This is a genomic window from uncultured Muriicola sp., from assembly GCF_947258935.1.
GTDB lineage: Bacteria > Bacteroidota > Bacteroidia > Flavobacteriales > Flavobacteriaceae > Muriicola.
The window spans coordinates 16,846-33,984 of record NZ_CAMYKH010000005.1; the positions used below are offsets into that span (position 1 = coordinate 16,846).

Here is a 17,139-nt window from a genome sequence, read left to right on the forward strand (position 1 = left end):
GGAAAGTGCCTTTTTATCTCAGTCAGATCCTCATTAGTAATATATTCCGATCTGCTTCCGCGAAGAAAAAGTGTGGGTCCCACATACGTATCTGAACTGCCTATAGATTCACCAATTTCTTCCATTCTTTCTGATAATACTTTCAGATTAAAACGAAATGCCAGGCGTCCTTTCTCTACCCAATGCAGATTTTTTAATAGAAATTGCCGTATTCCCCAATCGTGCAAATGTTCTGCTAGAAGGAAATCGGCCTGACTTCTGGAAGTTATTTCATCCATTGGAAGCGCCGTTAGCGCCTCACTTATATACTGATGATGTGGCGGATAAAATTTTGGGGCGATATCTGCTACCATTAATTGCGTAAGACGTTCCGGAAATGTGCAGGCAAAGGTCATAGCTGTTTTTCCTCCCATAGAATGTCCAAGAATACTTACCCGGGGTAGCGCATGATGCTCCAAATACCTTTTTAGATCTTCAGCTAAAATACTATAGTTAAAGTCATCGGACCAAAAGCTTCTTCCATGATTCCGCTGGTCTACAAGATGCACCTTGTAGCCATTTTTAGCATATTGGGTTCCCAGTGTTTTCCAATTGTCGGACATTCCAAGAAAACCGTGCAAAATAATTAACGGATCGCCTTCTCCCAGGATGGTTGAATGTAATATGTTCATCACCTTAATCTGTGTATATACATGTTGATCACGTTTTCTAACCCGAGGTAGAGCGACTCACAAATAAGGGCATGGCCTATGGATACCTCCAAAAGTTGGGGAATTCCTTGATTAAAATAAGCGATGTTTTCCAAACTTAGATCGTGTCCCGCATTGATCCCTAAGCCCAGGGAATAAGCTACTTTGGCAGCTTCTGCATAGGGTTGAATCGCCTTTTCCGGAGATTTCGAATACATTTCCGCATATTGCTCTGTATAGAGTTCAATGCGATCTGTCCCTGTTTCGGCAGCACCTTCTATCATTTTTGGATCTGGGTCCACAAAAATGGAGGTACGGATGCCTTTGGCTTTAAAGGTACTGATCATTTCCTTCAACAGTTCCTTATGTGTTACTGTATCCCAACCGGCATTGGAAGTGATAGCATCTACTGCATCGGGCACCAGGGTTACCTGGGTGGGTTGCACCTCCAGAACCATTGTAGTGAAAGCGTCATTGGGATTTCCTTCTATATTAAATTCCGTTTTTAGAATTTTTTTTAGGTCGTAGACGTCAGCATACCTGATATGTCGTTCATCGGGCCTGGGATGTACCGTTATTCCATGGGCTCCAAAATCTTCAATATCTGCGGCTACATTAAGAAGGTTAGGGACATTTCCACCTCTGGCATTCCTTAAGGTGGCTATTTTGTTGATATTTACGCTAAGTTTCGTCATTAGGACAGTATCATCGTTAAACAGCGGCAAAAATACAAATTAGGCATGCCTTTTGATATTTTAAATTACTAATTTGCATTAATTTAAAACGCTATGCTGATAGAATCTCATATTATCCATACCATTCCGGTCTTCGATATCAAGGACAATCTGGAAGAGCCTATTCATTTTTTTAAGAATAGTATCTACTCCCACGTGGCCATTACCGAAGATCAGAAACTCCTGGGATTGCTTTCCGAAAATGACCTGGAGGCCTTCGAGAAAGAGAAAAGCATAGAAACTTTTAAAAGCAATCTGGAGTCTTTCTTTGCACATAAAACAACCTCCTGGCTCGATGTGTTGGAGATCTTCTCCCGTTACGAGGCAAATCTTGTGCCTGTTTTGGATGAAGAGGCCCATGTACTTGGATATTACGACCTGAACGATATCGTTGGTGTGTTTATTGACACTCCCTTTTTTAAAGAACCAGGAGCTATAATAGTAGTGGCCAAAGGGATCAAGGACTATTCCTTTAGTGAGATCGCTCAGATAGTGGAAAGTAATAATACAAAACTGATAGGCGCTTTTATAACAGATTCAAGAAGCGAGGTAATACAGATCACTCTTAAGATCGGGATCGACAATTTTAATGATGTGGTCAATACTTTTCGCCGCTATAACTATACCATCCTTTTTGGGAATAAGGATGATCAGTTCCTTGAGGATCTCAAAGAACGTTCAGATTATTTGGACAAATTTCTCAACGTATGAAGATCGCCATTTATGGACAGTCTTACCAGGACAACGCGCTCAAGTATGTCTTTGAGCTACTGGAAGAACTTGCCAAAATGGAAGCTACGGTCGTTATTGAAGAGGAATTTTATGGGCTTATTTCTGCAAAAAGACCTAATCCTACATACTTAACTTTTGATCATAATACCGGGCTAGATGCTAACTTTGATCTCTTTGTTAGCTTCGGCGGTGATGGTACCATTTTACGCGCTGTGACCTTTGTGGGGGATCTGGGTATACCAATAGTTGGTATCAATACAGGCCGTTTGGGCTTTCTTTCAACCTATAAGAAAGAAGAAGTGCGGAATATGATGCAAGCCTTTATTTCGGGAGACTATACCGTGGTTGAACGAAGCCTGGTCTCTATTCTTGCAAGCCCTGAGATCGAAGAATTTAAAGGACAGAATTTTGCCCTGAACGAAGTAACGGTGAGCCGAAAGGATACTACTTCCATGATCACCGTTGAAACACATTTAAATGACGAATACCTTACCTCTTATTGGGCAGACGGACTGATCATTTCAACGCCCACGGGTTCTACAGGGTATTCTTTGAGTTGCGGTGGTCCTGTGATAACACCAACTGCACAATCTCTGGTCATTACTCCAATTGCACCACATAATCTTAATGCCAGACCACTCGTAATTTCAGATGATACAGTGATTCGGATCAAGGTTTCGGGAAGGGAAGATAAGCATATGGTTTCCCTGGACTCACGCCTGGCCAGTATTGCTAACGGAAAGGAGCTGGTTGTACAAAAGGCCGACTTCACTATTAAAATGATTGAGTACGCTTCAGAAAGTTTTTTGAAGACCATCCGGAACAAATTATTATGGGGGCAAGACAAACGCAATTGATGCCTGAAACAATAAATGCCATAAAAGCTTGTTAATCAAGAAAACGAAAGATCTTGAGTTTACATCCCCTAAAAGTCATAAAGGAGTATATTTGCACACTTTTTAAGTCCATGAAAACTGTAGTACTAATACTCTTAACCCTTATTGTTACGGAGACCTGGGGCCAAACCTATGAGGTTGGTCTTATGGCCGGGGGTATTAATAATATTGGTGATGTAGGCAGCATGAACTTTATTTCTCCAACAGGGCCGGCATTTGGCGGGGTTTTTAAATGGAATAAAAGCAAACGTTATGCCTGGCGGGCAAGTGTTTTGTACGGCAATTTTACGGCAGACGATGCAAAGTCGGGTATTGCTTCAAGACAGCAAAGAGGGTATACACTAGATCATACCATCTTTGAAACCTCAGCAGGGCTTGAGTTTAATTTTGTGGAATACAATTTACATTCTCTTTCACAGGCCTTCACACCCTATCTATATACGGGAATTACGTATTTTCGTTATGATTTTAATTATTTTGATGCTGGTGCATTGCAAGAAACAGGTCAGAAGGAAGGCGCATTTGCTATCCCAATGACTATTGGCGCCAAACTTAGGATCAATCGGTTCTTTATCGTGGGTGCAGAAATAGGAGCGCGGTACACCTTTACAGATAACCTGGATGCTAGTAATCCTGAGGGATCAAATTTTGAACAATTTCGTTTTGGCAATATATTAAGTGACGATTGGTACGTATTTTCAGGCATAACCTTTACCTATACCTTTGGAAGGATAGTCTGCTCCGATTGTTTTGAGTAAGTTATAGAATGGACACTATAGAATCACTAAAATCGGGTTCATTACCCAGACATCTGGCTATCATTATGGATGGCAATGGCAGATGGGCCAAACAACGTGGGAAACTCAGGATTTTTGGACATGAAAATGGGGTTAAGGCGGTAAGGGAAACTGTAGAGAACTCCGCAAAATTAGGTATAGAATTCCTGACCTTGTACGCCTTTTCTACTGAGAATTGGAAACGACCTAAGATAGAAGTAGATACCCTTATGAAATTATTGGTCTCTTCTTTAAAAAAGGAACTCAAGACGCTACACAAGAATAATATTAAGCTCAATGCCATTGGGAACATAGATTCTTTGCCTTCTAAGGCCTATACCGAATTAAAAGAGGTGATCGAAAAGACTTCGAAGAATAATGGAATGGTTCTTACCCTTGCTTTGAGTTATGGAGCTCGTGAAGAAATAAAGCACGCGATTCAGGAAATAAGTCTCAAAGTTAAAAATAATATAATTTCGCCCGAGAATATTGATGATACCATTATAAATAGCCATCTTTACACGCATAATTTGCCAGACGTAGACTTGCTTGTTCGAACCAGTGGTGAACATCGAATAAGCAATTTTTTACTTTGGCAGATAGCCTATGCCGAATTGTATTTTATGGATGTCTTTTGGCCCGATTTCCGGGAGCAGCATCTGGCAGAAGCAATAAAGAATTACCAGAACAGAGAACGACGATTTGGAAAAACAAGCGAACAACTTAACTAGCAGTATGAATCGATTCATATTGCTTAACCTCCTTGCAACCCTCCTTTTATTTATAAGTACCAGTACTGCCTTATCACAGGAAATTCCCTATGATAATGGAAAAAGGTATATCCTAAAGAAATTGGAGGTTTCGGGTTTGCAGAGTTATAATGAACAAACCGTAAAGACCTATACAGGGTTACGTGAAGGACAGGTTATTACCGTTCCTGGCGATCAGATCAGCGATGTTCTTAAGAAATTATGGGGACTGGAATTGTTTAGCGATATCTCCTTTTACATTACCAACATAGAAGGGGAAGACATTTATCTGGAGCTCAACATTAAAGAAAGACCCACCTTATCTAAAGTGACCATCTACGGTGTAAAAAAACGTAAAGTAGATGAGATCATCAAGGATACTGATCTAAAGAAGGGAAAGAAGATAACTGAAAGTCTTATTTCCAATACTAAAAACTACCTCCAGAATAAATACAAGAAGCAAGGCTATCTCAATGCCAAAGCTACGATAGCCACAGCCAGGGATACTTCAGAGACCAATGCAGAAAGCATTGTCATCAACGTAAGTAAAGGCAACAAGGTTAAAATAGATGATATTGTCTTTGATGGAAACACGGAGTTATCGAACTCACAGTTACGAAAGTCCTTAAAAAATACCAAGCGTAAAAAGCTGGGTAGGTTTTGGAAGAAATCAAAATACATTCCGGAAGATTACAAGGAGGATCTAGCTTCTTTGATAGACAAATACGCTGAGAATGGATTTCGTGATGCCCGTGTTCTTTCGGATACTATTACCAAGGTGAATGATGAAAACATCAAGATCACCATTAAAGTTGAGGAAGGCAATAAATACTATTTCGGGGATATCAACTTTGTGGGGAACTCTGTCTATACAGACAGACAGCTTTCGCAGGTCTTAGGGATTAAGAAGGGCGCCACCTACAATGGGGTACTCCTAAGGGAGCGTATTGCTGATAATAGCAAACCAGATGCAGACGATCTAACTAATTTGTATCAGAACAATGGGTATTTGTTTTCACAGATAAATCCGGTTGAGGTCTCAGCAGAGAATGATACGATTAATTTTGAGATCCGCATCATTGAAGGAAAAGAGACCTTTTTAAACCATGTAACAGTTACAGGGAACGATAAGACCAATGATCATGTGATCTTTAGGGAGATCAGAACACGACCCGGCCAAAAATACAGCAAAGAGAATATTATTAGAAGTGTACGAGAACTTGGGCAATTGGGCTTTTTTGATGCAGAACAAATAGCACCGGACATTCAGAACCCGGATCCGAATTCGGGGACCGTAGATCTCGCATACAGCCTGGTTGAATCGGGGTCTAGCCAGATAGAATTGCAGGGAGGTTATGGCGGTGGCGGATTTATTGGTACCCTGGGGCTATCTTTTAGCAATTTCTCTATTCAGAACTTATTTAATGGGAAGGCGTATAAACCGGTTCCCATGGGAGACGGTCAAACCTTTGCCCTCAGGCTACAGGCAAGTAGGACGTTCCGGGTATACAGTTTAAACTTTTCAGAGCCCTGGTTGGGAGGGAAAAAACCGGTGCGGTTTAATCTATCACTATCAAGAACACAACAATTCCTTGCTTCTTTCGGGAGTAATGGAAGGGTAGAAGTAGATAAGAATCAGCAATTTGCTATTACCGGCGTTTCTTTAGGTTTGGCAAAGCGAGTACAATGGCCAGATGATTTCTTTACAATCTCTCACTCCCTGAGTTATCAATTATACGATTTTAAGAATTATAGAACCGGCTTGTTCAATTTTGGAAATGGGCAATCTAATTCTCTTGCATACACTTTTGGGATCTCAAGATCATCGGCCGGACCCGGACGTATATATCCGATCACGGGCTCTATTTTTGAAATAACGGCCAAATTCACTCCTCCGTATTCCTTATTTAGTGATAAGGACTTTGCCTCTTTAAAAGATCGAAGTGAAGAACTCACTGAATTACAAACAGAGAGACGTAGTGCTGGTAGTACCTTAACCACCTCAGAACTCAATGAGCTTGAAAATGTGGATCAGGAACGATTCCGATGGCTGGAGTATTACAAGATTAAATTTAAGGGAGACTGGTATACTAGATTGGTAGAGAAGCTGGTTCTCCGTACCAATGTAGAATTCGGGTTCCTCGGGAATTACAACAGTGATGTAGGGGAAGTTCCTTTTGAGCGATTTTTCTTAGGGGGCGATGGCCTGGGTAGAAACTTTACCCTGGATGGTAGGGAAACCATACAGTTAAGAGGATACGAGAATAATTCACTTACCCCTGTAGACCCAATAACCTTTGCACAAGAAGGGGGAATTGTATACAATAAGTTTTCCCTGGAACTTAGGTATCCGCTTACATTAAAACCATCGGCTTCCATTTATGGACTTACTTTTTTAGAGGCTGGAAACTCTTTTAACAATTTTAATGAGTTTAATCCGTTTCAACTAAAAAGATCGGCCGGAGTGGGCTTGCGCATTTTTATGCCTGCCTTTGGTTTGTTGGGGATAGATTTTGGCTACGGATTTGATGAGGATCTAAGACCGCAATCTGCGGGGAATGGTCCAAGTGGTTGGCAAACACATTTTATCATAGGACAGCAATTCTAGAGACTATAGACTTCCCAAACAAAAAAGGTAAATCGCTCATACTAAAAGTTTTAGTAATTTTGGCACGATATTTTCTATGTACTAAATCGAAGTAGGATGAAAACAAACGTTCTTTTAATTATCATGGCATTTCTGACCACTTTCGCAACTTTTTCACAAAGGGGCGTTCGTATAGGATATGTGGACATGGAATATATCCTGGAAAATGTAGAGGAATACAGAGAGGCCAATGAACAGCTGGAGATTAAAGTACAGCGATGGAAATTGGAAATAGAGGAAAAACAGGGAGTGGTAGATCAGATGAAGAAAGACCTGATGGCTGAAAAAGTATTGCTTACAGACGAATTGATCGCCGAGCGTACTGAAGAGATCCAGATCCTTGAAAAGGAGATGCTAGAATACCAGCAAGACCGGTTTGGTCCCAACGGTGATCTGGTCCTACAAAAGAGAAGGTTGATACAACCAATCCAGGACCAGGTATTCAATGAAGTACAGGCCATTGGAGCGAATAAAAAGTACGATTTTATTTTTGATAAATCGGCGGATGTCGTAATGTTGTACTCCGAAAAAAGGCACGATATCAGTGAATTAGTATTGAGAGGTATTGCCAGGACCCGGAGAGTTAGTAAGCCTTCCAAGGCGGCAGAGAAAGCCAGATTAACGGCCTTTGAAAATGAGGCTGAGGCAGAAGAAGCGGAGATGACGGACGCCTTAAAAGAGCGTTTAGAGAAAGCCCAGGAAGCGGAAGATACGAGACAAAAGACAGTAGAAGAGAAAAGGGCCGAAACATTAAAATTGCGAGAAGAACGCAAGCAGGCTTACGAAGCACGAAGGAAAAAATTACTGGAAGAAAGAGAAGCAAAACGCAAAGAGAAAGAAGACGAAAGAAAAAAGCAAACCGAAAAGAAAAAAGATTCGGTAGATCAAAAATAAAATTCAATAATAACACTCAAATAGTAAATTTAACATCATGAAACACTTGAAGAAAGTAGCAGTAGCTATCGTATTGTTTGTTGCAGCTACAGGGTTTGTAAACGCACAAAGTACACTTGCACACATCAATGTAACAGATCTTTTGTCCGAAATGCCTGAGATGAAATCAGCACAAGCGGAACTTAAGAAATTACAGGAAACTTATAAGGCCGATATTGAAAGCTCTATGACAGAGTTGCGTAATAAGTATACACAATATCAAAGTGAAGCTTCCGCAAAGACAAAAGAGGAAAATGAAAAAAGAGCAGTAGAACTTCAGGGTTTTGAAAGAAATATTGGAGAAGCTCAGCAAGTAGCCCAACAAGAATTGGCTAAGAAACAAGCAGAGCTATTTCAACCTATTTCAGAAAAGGCCATGGCAGCCATTGAAAAGGTTGCAGCTGCACAAGGAATAGCTTACGTGATGGATTCTACCCAGGGTGGTGGAGTTATCGTAGCAAAAGGAAAAGACCTTCTGCCGGAAGTTAAAAAGGAATTAGGGTTTTAATAGTAACTAAACCTTTAAAAAACCGTCCTCAAAAGGGACGGTTTTTTTATTTTTACAAGAACCATATTTAAAACCAGGCGTTGAACAACAAGCCCATAGGTATATTCGATTCAGGAGTTGGCGGTATTTCCATCTGGAAGGAATTACAGCAACGGCTTCCATTGGAAGATACCATCTTCCTAGCCGATAGTAAGAATGCACCCTATGGCGAAAAGTCGGCTGAGACCATAGTTCAACTGAGTATTAAGAATACGGAACTGCTTTTAGATCTTGGCTGCAAACTAATTGTAGTTGCCTGCAACACCGCAACAACCAATGCGATCGATTATTTACGTACACATTATCCTATCCCCTTTATTGGGATAGAACCAGCTATAAAACCGGCCGCACTTCAATCCACGTCTGGGACTGTTGGCGTATTGGCTACAAGGGGGACCCTGAGTAGCGCCCTTTTTCACAGTACTGCAAAAAATCATGCTTCCAATATAAAGATCATAGAACAAGAAGGTACAGGTCTCGTAGAACTCATTGAAGCGGGGAAGGCAAGCTCAGAATCTGCAAGACAGCTATTACGAACATATATACAACCCATGGTAGCATCCGGAATAGATCATCTAGTGCTGGGTTGTACACATTATCCGCATCTTATACCGCTTCTTAAAGAGGAGTTACCTGCCCATGTAAAGATCATTGACTGCGGTGAGGCCGTAGCAAATCAAACTCAACGCATACTTGAAAAACAAGGACTTTTGGCAGGAGAGCATGGCCTTACAAACCACCGCTTTTATACGAATGCAGATACTTCAGTGCTTACTACATTTTTAAACGAGGCCAAAGGAGAGGTAAGCGTATCCTATAGAGATTTCTAACGTCTATTATAAGTGAGGTAACTAAAGGGAACTGCGTGTTTCTCATCCGATGGATGGTTTTCTTCTTTGACCAGTTGCCAAAGCTCAGGATCTATGGGAGGAAAAAAAGTGTCGGCTTCATAGGTTTCATGTACCCTGGTAATTTCCAATACATTGCAAACGGACATGGCCTGTGTATAGATCTCACCACCACCAATGATAAAGACCTGTTTTTGCTTGTCTGCCAAAGCAAGAGCTTCATCTAAAGAATGGACCACAGTACATTCTGAATATGTAGTTGTATAAGACCTGTCTCGGGTAATGATGATGTGGGGTCTGTTAGGAAGGGGTCTGGGGAAACTCTCAAAGGTTTTCCTGCCCATGATGATAGTATGCCCGGTAGTTATGGCCTTAAATCGTTTAAAATCGTCCGGAAGATGCCATAGAAGGGTGTTATCTTTTCCAAGGGCATCATTTTCTGCTACCGCAGCGATCATAGTGATGTTCTTCAAACTTCTTTTTTTTTTAAAGGTTGAGGTTCAGGGATTTTTTCTTCCACTTCTTTTTTTAAAACTGCAATTCGTTCTTGCTGTTTTTGCACAAGCTTTTCGCGTTGTTGGCGTTCCCAGTCGCGCCCCATAAATTCATTCATAATAAATACATTCACCAGATGTATCAGTAAAAAGAACCCCCACAAGATAATGGCCCAATACGACCAATCATAGGTTTCACCATATTTTAGGACCTTATTTAAGATCACTAGAACAACGCTCCCTATCAGAAACCAAACAAAGTGCCGATACAGGTTCTTTTTTTGTCGGATCCGATCCTGGGCATATTCTATCTGCTCATGTTGCTCCAGATCTATGGTAGGTTGTTTTTTGTGCTTAGAGAACATTCGAATGGTTATCTTTAACTACAAAGATACAGGAATTCCGATATTGCCATATGATTCATGATGGTCAAAAAGAGATGTAATTTGGCAGGAATGTAAAGATCTTTTTATGTTTAATTATGATGTTACTTACGCTACTACATTATGTCATTTGAAAAAATAAAATCCCATTTTCCGGTAGCGAATCATTCGCTTTACGCCAATACAGCGGCTATAGGTTTGCTATCTGATGAATTGCTTGAATGGCGGCAGGAGCACGATCTCGATTTTCTGATTGGCGGAAGCCATATGAAAATGGAGAGTTTTCAAATGATCTCCGACGCCAAAGAAACGGTTGGTCAATTTTTAGGATGCAAAAGGGATAGAGTGGCATTGGTGCCAAATTTTTCTCTTGCCCTGAACATCGTCCTCGAAGGGATGCCCAAAGAATACAGGGTCTTGTTACTGGAAACAGATTACCCATCCGTGAACTGGCCTTTTGAGAGCAGGGGATTTCCAATAACCTATGCCAGGATAGATGAACATCTTGAAGAAAATATAGAATCCAAATTAAGCGAGGGCAACATCCAGGTATTTGCATTTAGTATGGTGCAGTGGCAAAACGGGATGAAGATCGATCTGAATTTTATAAAACAACTTCGGGAGAAATATCCTGAGCTTTTGATGATAGCAGACGGCACACAATTTTGCGGTGCCTTCAACATTGAATTCGATTCGTCTGGGTTAGATATCCTGGGCGCTAGTGGTTATAAATGGTTACTTGCTGGGACAGGGAATGGTCTGATGCTTTTCTCAGAGAGGACCTCAGAACACCTAACCTTAAAAACTACGGGCTTTAATGCTGTAAATGGGCAGTTAGAGGCCACGGGTCCAATTCGCCTGGCCAAACACCTGGAGCCCGGCCATTTGGACAGTTTGAGTTTTGGCAGCCTCCATTTTTCAATTAAGAAGCTGATGGAATGGAATATGGAAAAGATCGAGGCTCATAACAGAGGACTGATCCGCAAAGCAATGGAGGCCTTAGGGGACCTGGGGCTTATAAGCGATGCAATGTGCAACCGGAAAGACCACGGAACTATCTTAAATATTTCGGGAGATGATGCCTTATATGCCTATTTGGAAGAAGAAAATGTATGTTGTTCGCAAAGGGGCGGAGGTATCAGGCTCAGTTTTCACCTCTACAACACGGAAGATGAGATAGACGCTATTGTCAAAATCCTGAAAGCGGCCCCCGGAATCATAAAAACTCCTAAATAGTGACCCTTCAAAATTGCCAAAGTTTAATATTTATTAGGCTTTTATTATGAATATGATAATAATTCGTTAAACATTGTAAATGAGGCATTTAATGTTATAATTTTGCACTGAATTTTAAAATCGATTAAGATGGCAATTGCTAAACAATATTTGAAAACTAAACCTGTAGTAAAAGTAACTTTCACTGTTCCTGCAGAAGATGCTAAAAAAGTAGCTGTAGTAGGCGACTTTAACAACTGGAATCCAAAAGGAAGCATGTTGAAGAAATTAAAGAACGGAAACTTCAAAGGAACATTTGATCTTCCTAAGGAGAATTCTTACGAATTCCGTTACTTAGTAGACGGTGACTATGTGAACGAAACAGAAGCAGATCGTTACCAGTGGAACGACTTTGCCGGTACAGAAAATGCTGTATTGGAATTATAAGTCGAGTAAAAAAAAATTTAGATCCGGAACTTTGTAAAAGGTTCCGGATTTTTTGTTTTTATATGGCTACCATTCCTTTAATATGAGGATGCGGATCGTAATTAAGAAGAGTAAAATCTTCAAATTTAAAATTAAAGATATCTGTCACTTCAGGATTCAAGACCATTTTTGGCAAGGGTTTGAGGTCTCTACTTAGTTGTAACTCAATCTGCTCCATATGGTTGTTGTAGATATGGGCATCGCCAAAGGTGTGAATAAATTCTCCGGGCTCATAGCCGCATACTTGGGCTACCATTAGTGTAAACAGGGCATAGGAGGCTATATTAAAAGGAACACCCAAAAAGATATCAGCACTTCGTTGATACAATTGACAAGAAAGCTTGCCGTCTGCTACATAGAATTGAAAAAAAGCATGGCAGGGGGGAAGGGCCGCTTTGCCATTGGCCACGTTCTCCGCAAAGGATTTGGAAGAATCTGGTAAGACACTTGGGTTCCAGGCTGCTACCATCATTCTCCTGCTATCCGGATTATTTTTTAAGGTTGTAATAAGATCTTTGATCTGATCTATACCATCTCCGTTCCAGTTACGCCATTGGTATCCATACACAGGACCCAGATCTCCATCCTCATTGGCCCACTCATTCCATATCCGAACCCCATTCTCCTGCAGATATTGCACATTAGTATCTCCTTTCAGGAACCATAATAATTCATGTACGATAGACTTTAAATGCAATTTTTTGGTGGTCACCATAGGAAAACCTTCACTTAGATCGAAGCGCATCTGGTAGCCAAATACAGAAATGGTGCCCGTTCCTGTGCGGTCATTTTTAATATTGCCTTGTTCCAGCGTATACTTTAGGAGATTGTGGTATTGTTTCATAGTACAATGAGAATAAATCTTTTTTGAGCTAATGTAAAATTAAAAAAATGGCGCTATAGCTACCCCATGGAAGCATCTATCTTTTGAAAACTTATCAACGAAAAGAGGCAAAAGATAAACTAAGTGCAGGAAAAAACTACCCCAGTATCATCCCGGCAATAGTAGCGGATAACAGAGATGCCAAAGTACCCCCCAGAACGGCCTTAAGGCCAAATTCAGAAAGTGTCTTGCGTTGTCCCGGTGCCAGGGAGCCAATACCACCTATTTGAATACCAATAGAGGCAAAATTGGCAAAACCACACAGCATATAGGTTGCCATGATGATCGACTTATTATAGGTAAAGTGGATCCCATTACTAAAGTCCTTTAGTTCTGCTAATTGAATATATCCTACGAATTCGCTGGCTGCCAGTTTTATCCCCAGTAATTGACCCATTAATAATATGTCCTGAGTGTTTACGCCTATAAGCCACATTAACGGAGAAAAGATGACCCCCAAGATTGCCTCCAGGGATAATTGTTCATAAACAGAGTTAGCGCTTATCCAGGTATTTAAGGAAGTAAAATCACCCACCCAGCCCAATATGCCATTCAGCATGGCAATAAAGGCCACAAAGACCAACAACATAGCCCCTACGTTCACCGCTAATTTTAATCCTTCTGTAGTACCATTAGCAATGGCGTCCAGGATATTGGAACCGATCTTCTCGGTAGATATCTGTACATCTTTGTTTACAGGTTCTGTCTGGGGATACAGAATTTTGGAGACCACGATTGCTCCCGGTGCAGCCATAACTGAAGCTGCAATTAGGTGGCGAGCAAATTCTAAGCGTAATTGTTCGTCATTTCCTCCAAGGAATCCTATGTATGCAGCCAATACACCCCCGGCTACTGTGGCCATTCCGCCTATCATGACGAGTAATATCTCGGAACGATTCATTTTTTCCAGATAAGCTTTAATAAGCAGAGGTGCCTCTGTTTGTCCCAGAAAAATATTCCCGGAAACACTTAGGCTTTCAGCTCCGGAGATACCAAGAAATCTCGAAAGTAACCATGCCAGACCTTTTACGATCTTTTGTATGATCCCCATATAATATAATACTGAGGTTAAGGCCGAAAAGAAAATGATGGTGGGTAATATTTGAAAAGCGAAAATGTACCCAATATTGGGATTGTCTAAATTGAGGAGGCCGCCAAAAATAAATTCACTCCCGGCCATAGTATACTTTAAGATCTCATTAAAGAATTGCCCTAATTTATTAAAGAACCACTGAATGGCGGGTACTTTCAGTATCCCAATGGCCAGCACCAATTGAATAGACAGACCGATTCCTGCCGTTTTCCAATTGATGGCCCTTCTATTGACCGAAAAAATATAGGAAATAAAAATTAGGACGAGCATTCCTAAAATACCACGCCAAAGACTATCTATTGAAAATCCCTCGTTAGCTATTATAGGACTATTGCTGTCTGCCTCCGTTATGCCATCAGCGTTGTTAACAGCACTGACAATTGTATCTTGAAGTACCGTATCATTTGGGATAACATCCTGACCAAAACCATGGAAGAAGAGTAACATGAAAAAGAAAAGCATCCAAGATCCTGGCTTCATATAGTTGGCTAGATGATCATTTGCGTTTAGATATTTCATCCCGTAACCTTGCAGCCTTTTCGTAATCTTCACCAGCTACAGCCTTATCTAATTCCTTGTGGAGTTCATCCAGGCTTAATTCCTTATAGGGGGCCGCAGATCCGGGATCTATTTCTACGGTTTCGCCTTCCTGAAGGATCTCATCTACTACAATACTGTCATCTATTTCTTCCTTTTCCTTTTCCTTTGAAGAAAACTTAAGGAAAATACCTGCCTTGTCTAATATGGTCTTATACGTAAATATAGGCGCATTAAAACGCAAGGCCAGTGCAATGGCATCCGAGGTGCGAGCATCTATGATCTCCTCAACTTTATCGCGTTCGCAAATAATACTTGAGTAAAATACCCCATCTACCAGTTTATGGATAATTACTTGCTTGACCGTAATGTCGAACCGATCTGAAAAATTCTTAAAAAGGTCGTGTGTAAGGGGCCGCGGCGGTTTTATTTCCTTTTCCAGAGCAATAGCAATGGATTGAGCCTCAAAGGCACCTATCACAATAGGTAACTTTCTGTCTCCGTCTACCTCATTTAAAATAAGAGCGTAGGCCCCATTTTGTGTTTGGCTGTAAGAGATTCCTTTAATTTTTAATCGAACTAGACTCATAATCACATAAATACCAAAAAAGGCTGTTAAAATATAAGGAATGTCCCAGGTATTTAAACAGCCCCTAGGGGCACAAATTAACAAAAATTAGGCGTTCTGCGCCTTAAATTCCTTTAATTTTTCGATGAGTTTAGGTACTACATCAAAGGCATCACCTACGATTCCATAATCTGCAGCTTTAAAGAAGGGAGCTTCAGGATCTGTATTGATCACCACTTTTACTTTGGATGCACTGACCCCAGCCAGGTGCTGAATGGCGCCAGAGATGCCAATGGCTATATAAAGATTACTTGCTACGGGTTTTCCGGTCTGACCTACATGTTCTCCGTGAGACCGCCATCCCATATCACTCACTGGTTTTGAGCAGGCAGTTGCCGCACCCAAGACGCTAGCTAATTCTTCGATCATACCCCAGTTCTCCGGACCTTTTAATCCCCTGCCTGCAGATACTACAATGTCTGCGTCTGCAATGGTCACTTCGCCTACTACCTTATCTACATTCACAGATTTGGTTGAAAAAGCGGCATCATCAATGGAAGGTTTAAAAACTTCTTCGCTTAAGGTCGCTTTGTTTTCGTGCACTCCATACGCATTGTTGGAAACACCTATGATCTTAATATCTGTTTTGATCTCGGTATGGGCGAATCCTTTATTACTAAAGGCCATTCGTTTTACCACCATAGGGTTTACGCTATCGGGAGCGGCAACCACATTAGGTACATAGCCGGCTTGTAGTTTTCCGGCAAGCAGGGCTCCCAAATATTTAGAATCTGTACTAGAACTTAGGATAATAACTTTGATCCCTTCCTTTTGAGCAGCTTCTGCCAGGGCCATTGCATAGGCATTGGCATTGAATGTCTTGAGGGAATCATTATTGATCTTTAACACCTTGCTTACTCCATAAGTGGCCAGGGAAGTAGTATCAGCAACATTGAAACTCACGGCGGTAACCGTGGTGCCTAATTCCTGCGCTATCTTATGGGCATAAGAAGCGGCTTCCAGGGCATTCTTTTTAAATTTTCCGTTATCGGCTTCGGTATATACAAGTACTGACATAGGTAGATGATTTCTTATTAATATAAGGAGTGAATGTTAAATTACTTTTGCTTCGTTATGCAACAGATCAATGAGTTCCTGAATGTTTTCCGGATCTACTAATTTCACAGCTCCTTTGGGAGCAGGCTTGTCAAAGCTCTTATCTGAGGTAGCATGTGTGGCATTGATCGGTTCTACAACATTGAGTTTTTTCTGTCGGGCCATCATAATGCCTCTCATATTAGGAATTCGAAGATCACTCTCCTCTACTAATCCTTTCTGACCGCCAATAACTAAAGGAAGTGAGGTAGATAAGGTCTCTTTTCCGCCGTCTATTTCCCGGATCGCCGTGACTTTGTCACCCTCAATCTCTAATCCTATGCAGGTATTCACAAAATTCATGTTTAACAAAGCAGCCATGATCCCGGGAACCATTCCGCCATTGTAATCGATAGATTCTCTCCCCGCAATAACCAGGTTATACTCGCCATTTTTGACGACCTCTGCTAGTTGTTGTGCTACAAAAAAGCCATCTGTAGGCTCTGCATTGATTCGTATAGCCTCATCTGCACCTATGGCCAAAGCCTTGCGCATAGTAGGTTCTACAGTTGCGCCACCAACTGTTGCTACATGTACTGCAGCACCTTGTTTTTCTTTAAACCACATGGCGCGGGTTAGACCAAACTCGTCGTTTGGATTGATCACAAATTGCACTCCTGTAGTATCGAACTGGGTTTTATCCGGGCTAAAGTTGATCTTGGAGGTCGTATCCGGAACATTGCTGATGCAAACTAATATTTTCATAAGAGGTCACTATTTTTTAATGGTAATTAAGGCAGTAAAGATAGCTAATAAAAATCAAAAATACTATGC

19 protein-coding genes are annotated in these 17,139 nt (G+C 41.1%); 10 read left to right on the forward strand and 9 right to left on the reverse strand.

Translation table 11 applies throughout. The features are described from left to right. Both Q0X72_RS01380 and Q0X72_RS01385 read right to left on the reverse strand, forming a co-directional pair. On the reverse strand, positions 1-671 hold a 671-nt coding region (locus Q0X72_RS01380; protein WP_297760946.1), incomplete at its 3' end, for an alpha/beta fold hydrolase. Next, entirely contained in the window at positions 671-1,384 is a 714-nt protein-coding gene (locus tag Q0X72_RS01385; protein WP_297760949.1) for a pyridoxine 5'-phosphate synthase, read from the reverse strand. The genes Q0X72_RS01385 and Q0X72_RS01380, both read right to left, overlap by 1 nt. A gap of 93 nt (positions 1,385-1,477) precedes the next feature. On the opposite strand from Q0X72_RS01385, the gene Q0X72_RS01390 reads away from it, so the two are divergent. The 8 genes from Q0X72_RS01390 to murI all read left to right on the forward strand — a co-directional run bounded on the left by Q0X72_RS01390 (position 1,478) and on the right by murI (position 9,533). After that, positions 1,478-2,134, forward strand: a complete 657-nt coding sequence (locus tag Q0X72_RS01390; RefSeq protein WP_297760951.1) for a CBS domain-containing protein — start codon at positions 1,478-1,480, stop codon at positions 2,132-2,134. Beyond that, a complete protein-coding gene (locus Q0X72_RS01395; RefSeq protein WP_297760954.1) occupies positions 2,131-3,012 on the forward strand; it encodes an NAD kinase in 882 nt (293 codons plus the stop codon). Before Q0X72_RS01390 ends, Q0X72_RS01395 begins: the two co-directional genes overlap by 4 nt. A gap of 110 nt (positions 3,013-3,122) precedes the next feature. Beyond that, a complete protein-coding gene (locus Q0X72_RS01400) occupies positions 3,123-3,809 on the forward strand; it encodes a DUF6089 family protein (RefSeq protein ID WP_297760956.1) in 687 nt (228 codons plus the stop codon). A gap of 8 nt (positions 3,810-3,817) precedes the next feature. Beyond that, a complete protein-coding gene (locus Q0X72_RS01405) occupies positions 3,818-4,558 on the forward strand; it encodes an isoprenyl transferase (RefSeq protein ID WP_297760960.1) in 741 nt (246 codons plus the stop codon). Positions 4,559-4,562: 4 nt separating this feature from the next. Beyond that, positions 4,563-7,184, forward strand: a complete 2,622-nt coding sequence (bamA, locus tag Q0X72_RS01410) for an outer membrane protein assembly factor BamA (protein WP_297760963.1) — start codon at positions 4,563-4,565, stop codon at positions 7,182-7,184. A gap of 96 nt (positions 7,185-7,280) precedes the next feature. Further along, the gene (locus Q0X72_RS01415; RefSeq protein WP_297760966.1) at positions 7,281-8,117 is read left to right on the forward strand and encodes an OmpH family outer membrane protein; all 837 of its coding nucleotides are present in this window, start codon (positions 7,281-7,283) and stop codon (positions 8,115-8,117) included. 37 nt (positions 8,118-8,154) lie between these two features. Next, positions 8,155-8,664, forward strand: a complete 510-nt coding sequence (locus Q0X72_RS01420; RefSeq protein WP_297760969.1) for an OmpH family outer membrane protein — start codon at positions 8,155-8,157, stop codon at positions 8,662-8,664. 80 nt (positions 8,665-8,744) lie between these two features. After that, on the forward strand, positions 8,745-9,533 hold the full coding sequence (gene murI, locus Q0X72_RS01425) for a glutamate racemase (protein ID WP_297760972.1): 789 nt from the start codon (positions 8,745-8,747) through the stop codon (positions 9,531-9,533). On the opposite strand, the gene Q0X72_RS01430 is transcribed toward murI, so the two are convergent. Further along, a complete protein-coding gene (locus Q0X72_RS01430) occupies positions 9,530-10,024 on the reverse strand; it encodes a dihydrofolate reductase (RefSeq protein WP_297760975.1) in 495 nt (164 codons plus the stop codon). The genes murI and Q0X72_RS01430 overlap by 4 nt on opposite strands. Beyond that, positions 10,021-10,410 (reverse strand): 2TM domain-containing protein, encoded by a 390-nt coding sequence (locus tag Q0X72_RS01435; RefSeq protein ID WP_297760978.1) that lies wholly within the window; start codon positions 10,408-10,410, stop codon positions 10,021-10,023. The genes Q0X72_RS01430 and Q0X72_RS01435 overlap by 4 nt, the downstream gene beginning before the upstream one ends. Positions 10,411-10,551: 141 nt before the next feature. On the opposite strand from Q0X72_RS01435, the gene Q0X72_RS01440 reads away from it, so the two are divergent. After that, complete coding sequence (locus Q0X72_RS01440; protein ID WP_297760981.1) at positions 10,552-11,664, forward strand: aminotransferase class V-fold PLP-dependent enzyme; 1,113 nt, start codon at positions 10,552-10,554, stop codon at positions 11,662-11,664. A 129-nt stretch (positions 11,665-11,793) separates the two neighbouring features. Next, positions 11,794-12,090, forward strand: a complete 297-nt coding sequence (locus tag Q0X72_RS01445) for an isoamylase early set domain-containing protein (RefSeq protein WP_297760984.1) — start codon at positions 11,794-11,796, stop codon at positions 12,088-12,090. A gap of 58 nt (positions 12,091-12,148) precedes the next feature. Here the strand turns inward: Q0X72_RS01445 and Q0X72_RS01450 are convergent, their stop codons facing one another. The 5 genes from Q0X72_RS01450 to Q0X72_RS01470 all read right to left on the reverse strand — a co-directional run bounded on the left by Q0X72_RS01450 (position 12,149) and on the right by Q0X72_RS01470 (position 17,070). Further along, a complete protein-coding gene (locus tag Q0X72_RS01450; protein WP_297760987.1) occupies positions 12,149-12,973 on the reverse strand; it encodes a thymidylate synthase in 825 nt (274 codons plus the stop codon). A 136-nt stretch (positions 12,974-13,109) separates the two neighbouring features. Continuing rightward, positions 13,110-14,585, reverse strand: coding sequence for a nucleoside transporter C-terminal domain-containing protein (locus Q0X72_RS01455; protein WP_297760990.1), 1,476 nt, complete (start codon positions 14,583-14,585; stop codon positions 13,110-13,112). A 16-nt stretch (positions 14,586-14,601) separates the two neighbouring features. Further along, the gene (locus Q0X72_RS01460; protein WP_297760993.1) at positions 14,602-15,231 is read right to left on the reverse strand and encodes a bifunctional nuclease family protein; all 630 of its coding nucleotides are present in this window, start codon (positions 15,229-15,231) and stop codon (positions 14,602-14,604) included. Between the two features lie 87 nt (positions 15,232-15,318). Then, on the reverse strand, positions 15,319-16,287 hold the full coding sequence (locus Q0X72_RS01465) for an electron transfer flavoprotein subunit alpha/FixB family protein (RefSeq protein ID WP_297760996.1): 969 nt from the start codon (positions 16,285-16,287) through the stop codon (positions 15,319-15,321). Between the two features lie 36 nt (positions 16,288-16,323). Further along, positions 16,324-17,070 (reverse strand): electron transfer flavoprotein subunit beta/FixA family protein, encoded by a 747-nt coding sequence (locus Q0X72_RS01470; RefSeq protein ID WP_297760999.1) that lies wholly within the window; start codon positions 17,068-17,070, stop codon positions 16,324-16,326. Positions 17,071-17,139 lie beyond the last annotated feature (69 nt).

Coding starts and splice junctions, on each gene's coding strand:
- Q0X72_RS01385 (WP_297760949.1), bottom strand. CDS start 1,384: ATGACGAAACTTAGCGTAAATATCAACAAAATAGCCACCTTAAGGAAT.
- Q0X72_RS01445 (WP_297760984.1), top strand. CDS start 11,794: ATGGCAATTGCTAAACAATATTTGAAAACTAAACCTGTAGTAAAAGTA.
- Q0X72_RS01460 (WP_297760993.1), bottom strand. CDS start 15,231: ATGAGTCTAGTTCGATTAAAAATTAAAGGAATCTCTTACAGCCAAACA.
- Q0X72_RS01420 (WP_297760969.1), top strand. CDS start 8,155: ATGAAACACTTGAAGAAAGTAGCAGTAGCTATCGTATTGTTTGTTGCA.
- Q0X72_RS01455 (WP_297760990.1), bottom strand. CDS start 14,585: ATGAAGCCAGGATCTTGGATGCTTTTCTTTTTCATGTTACTCTTCTTC.
- Q0X72_RS01435 (WP_297760978.1), bottom strand. CDS start 10,410: ATGTTCTCTAAGCACAAAAAACAACCTACCATAGATCTGGAGCAACAT.
- Q0X72_RS01440 (WP_297760981.1), top strand. CDS start 10,552: ATGTCATTTGAAAAAATAAAATCCCATTTTCCGGTAGCGAATCATTCG.
- Q0X72_RS01470 (WP_297760999.1), bottom strand. CDS start 17,070: ATGAAAATATTAGTTTGCATCAGCAATGTTCCGGATACGACCTCCAAG.
- Q0X72_RS01390 (WP_297760951.1), top strand. CDS start 1,478: ATGCTGATAGAATCTCATATTATCCATACCATTCCGGTCTTCGATATC.
- Q0X72_RS01465 (WP_297760996.1), bottom strand. CDS start 16,287: ATGTCAGTACTTGTATATACCGAAGCCGATAACGGAAAATTTAAAAAG.
- Q0X72_RS01405 (WP_297760960.1), top strand. CDS start 3,818: ATGGACACTATAGAATCACTAAAATCGGGTTCATTACCCAGACATCTG.
- Q0X72_RS01400 (WP_297760956.1), top strand. CDS start 3,123: ATGAAAACTGTAGTACTAATACTCTTAACCCTTATTGTTACGGAGACC.
- Q0X72_RS01450 (WP_297760987.1), bottom strand. CDS start 12,973: ATGAAACAATACCACAATCTCCTAAAGTATACGCTGGAACAAGGCAAT.
- bamA (WP_297760963.1), top strand. CDS start 4,563: ATGAATCGATTCATATTGCTTAACCTCCTTGCAACCCTCCTTTTATTT.
- Q0X72_RS01395 (WP_297760954.1), top strand. CDS start 2,131: ATGAAGATCGCCATTTATGGACAGTCTTACCAGGACAACGCGCTCAAG.
- Q0X72_RS01415 (WP_297760966.1), top strand. CDS start 7,281: ATGAAAACAAACGTTCTTTTAATTATCATGGCATTTCTGACCACTTTC.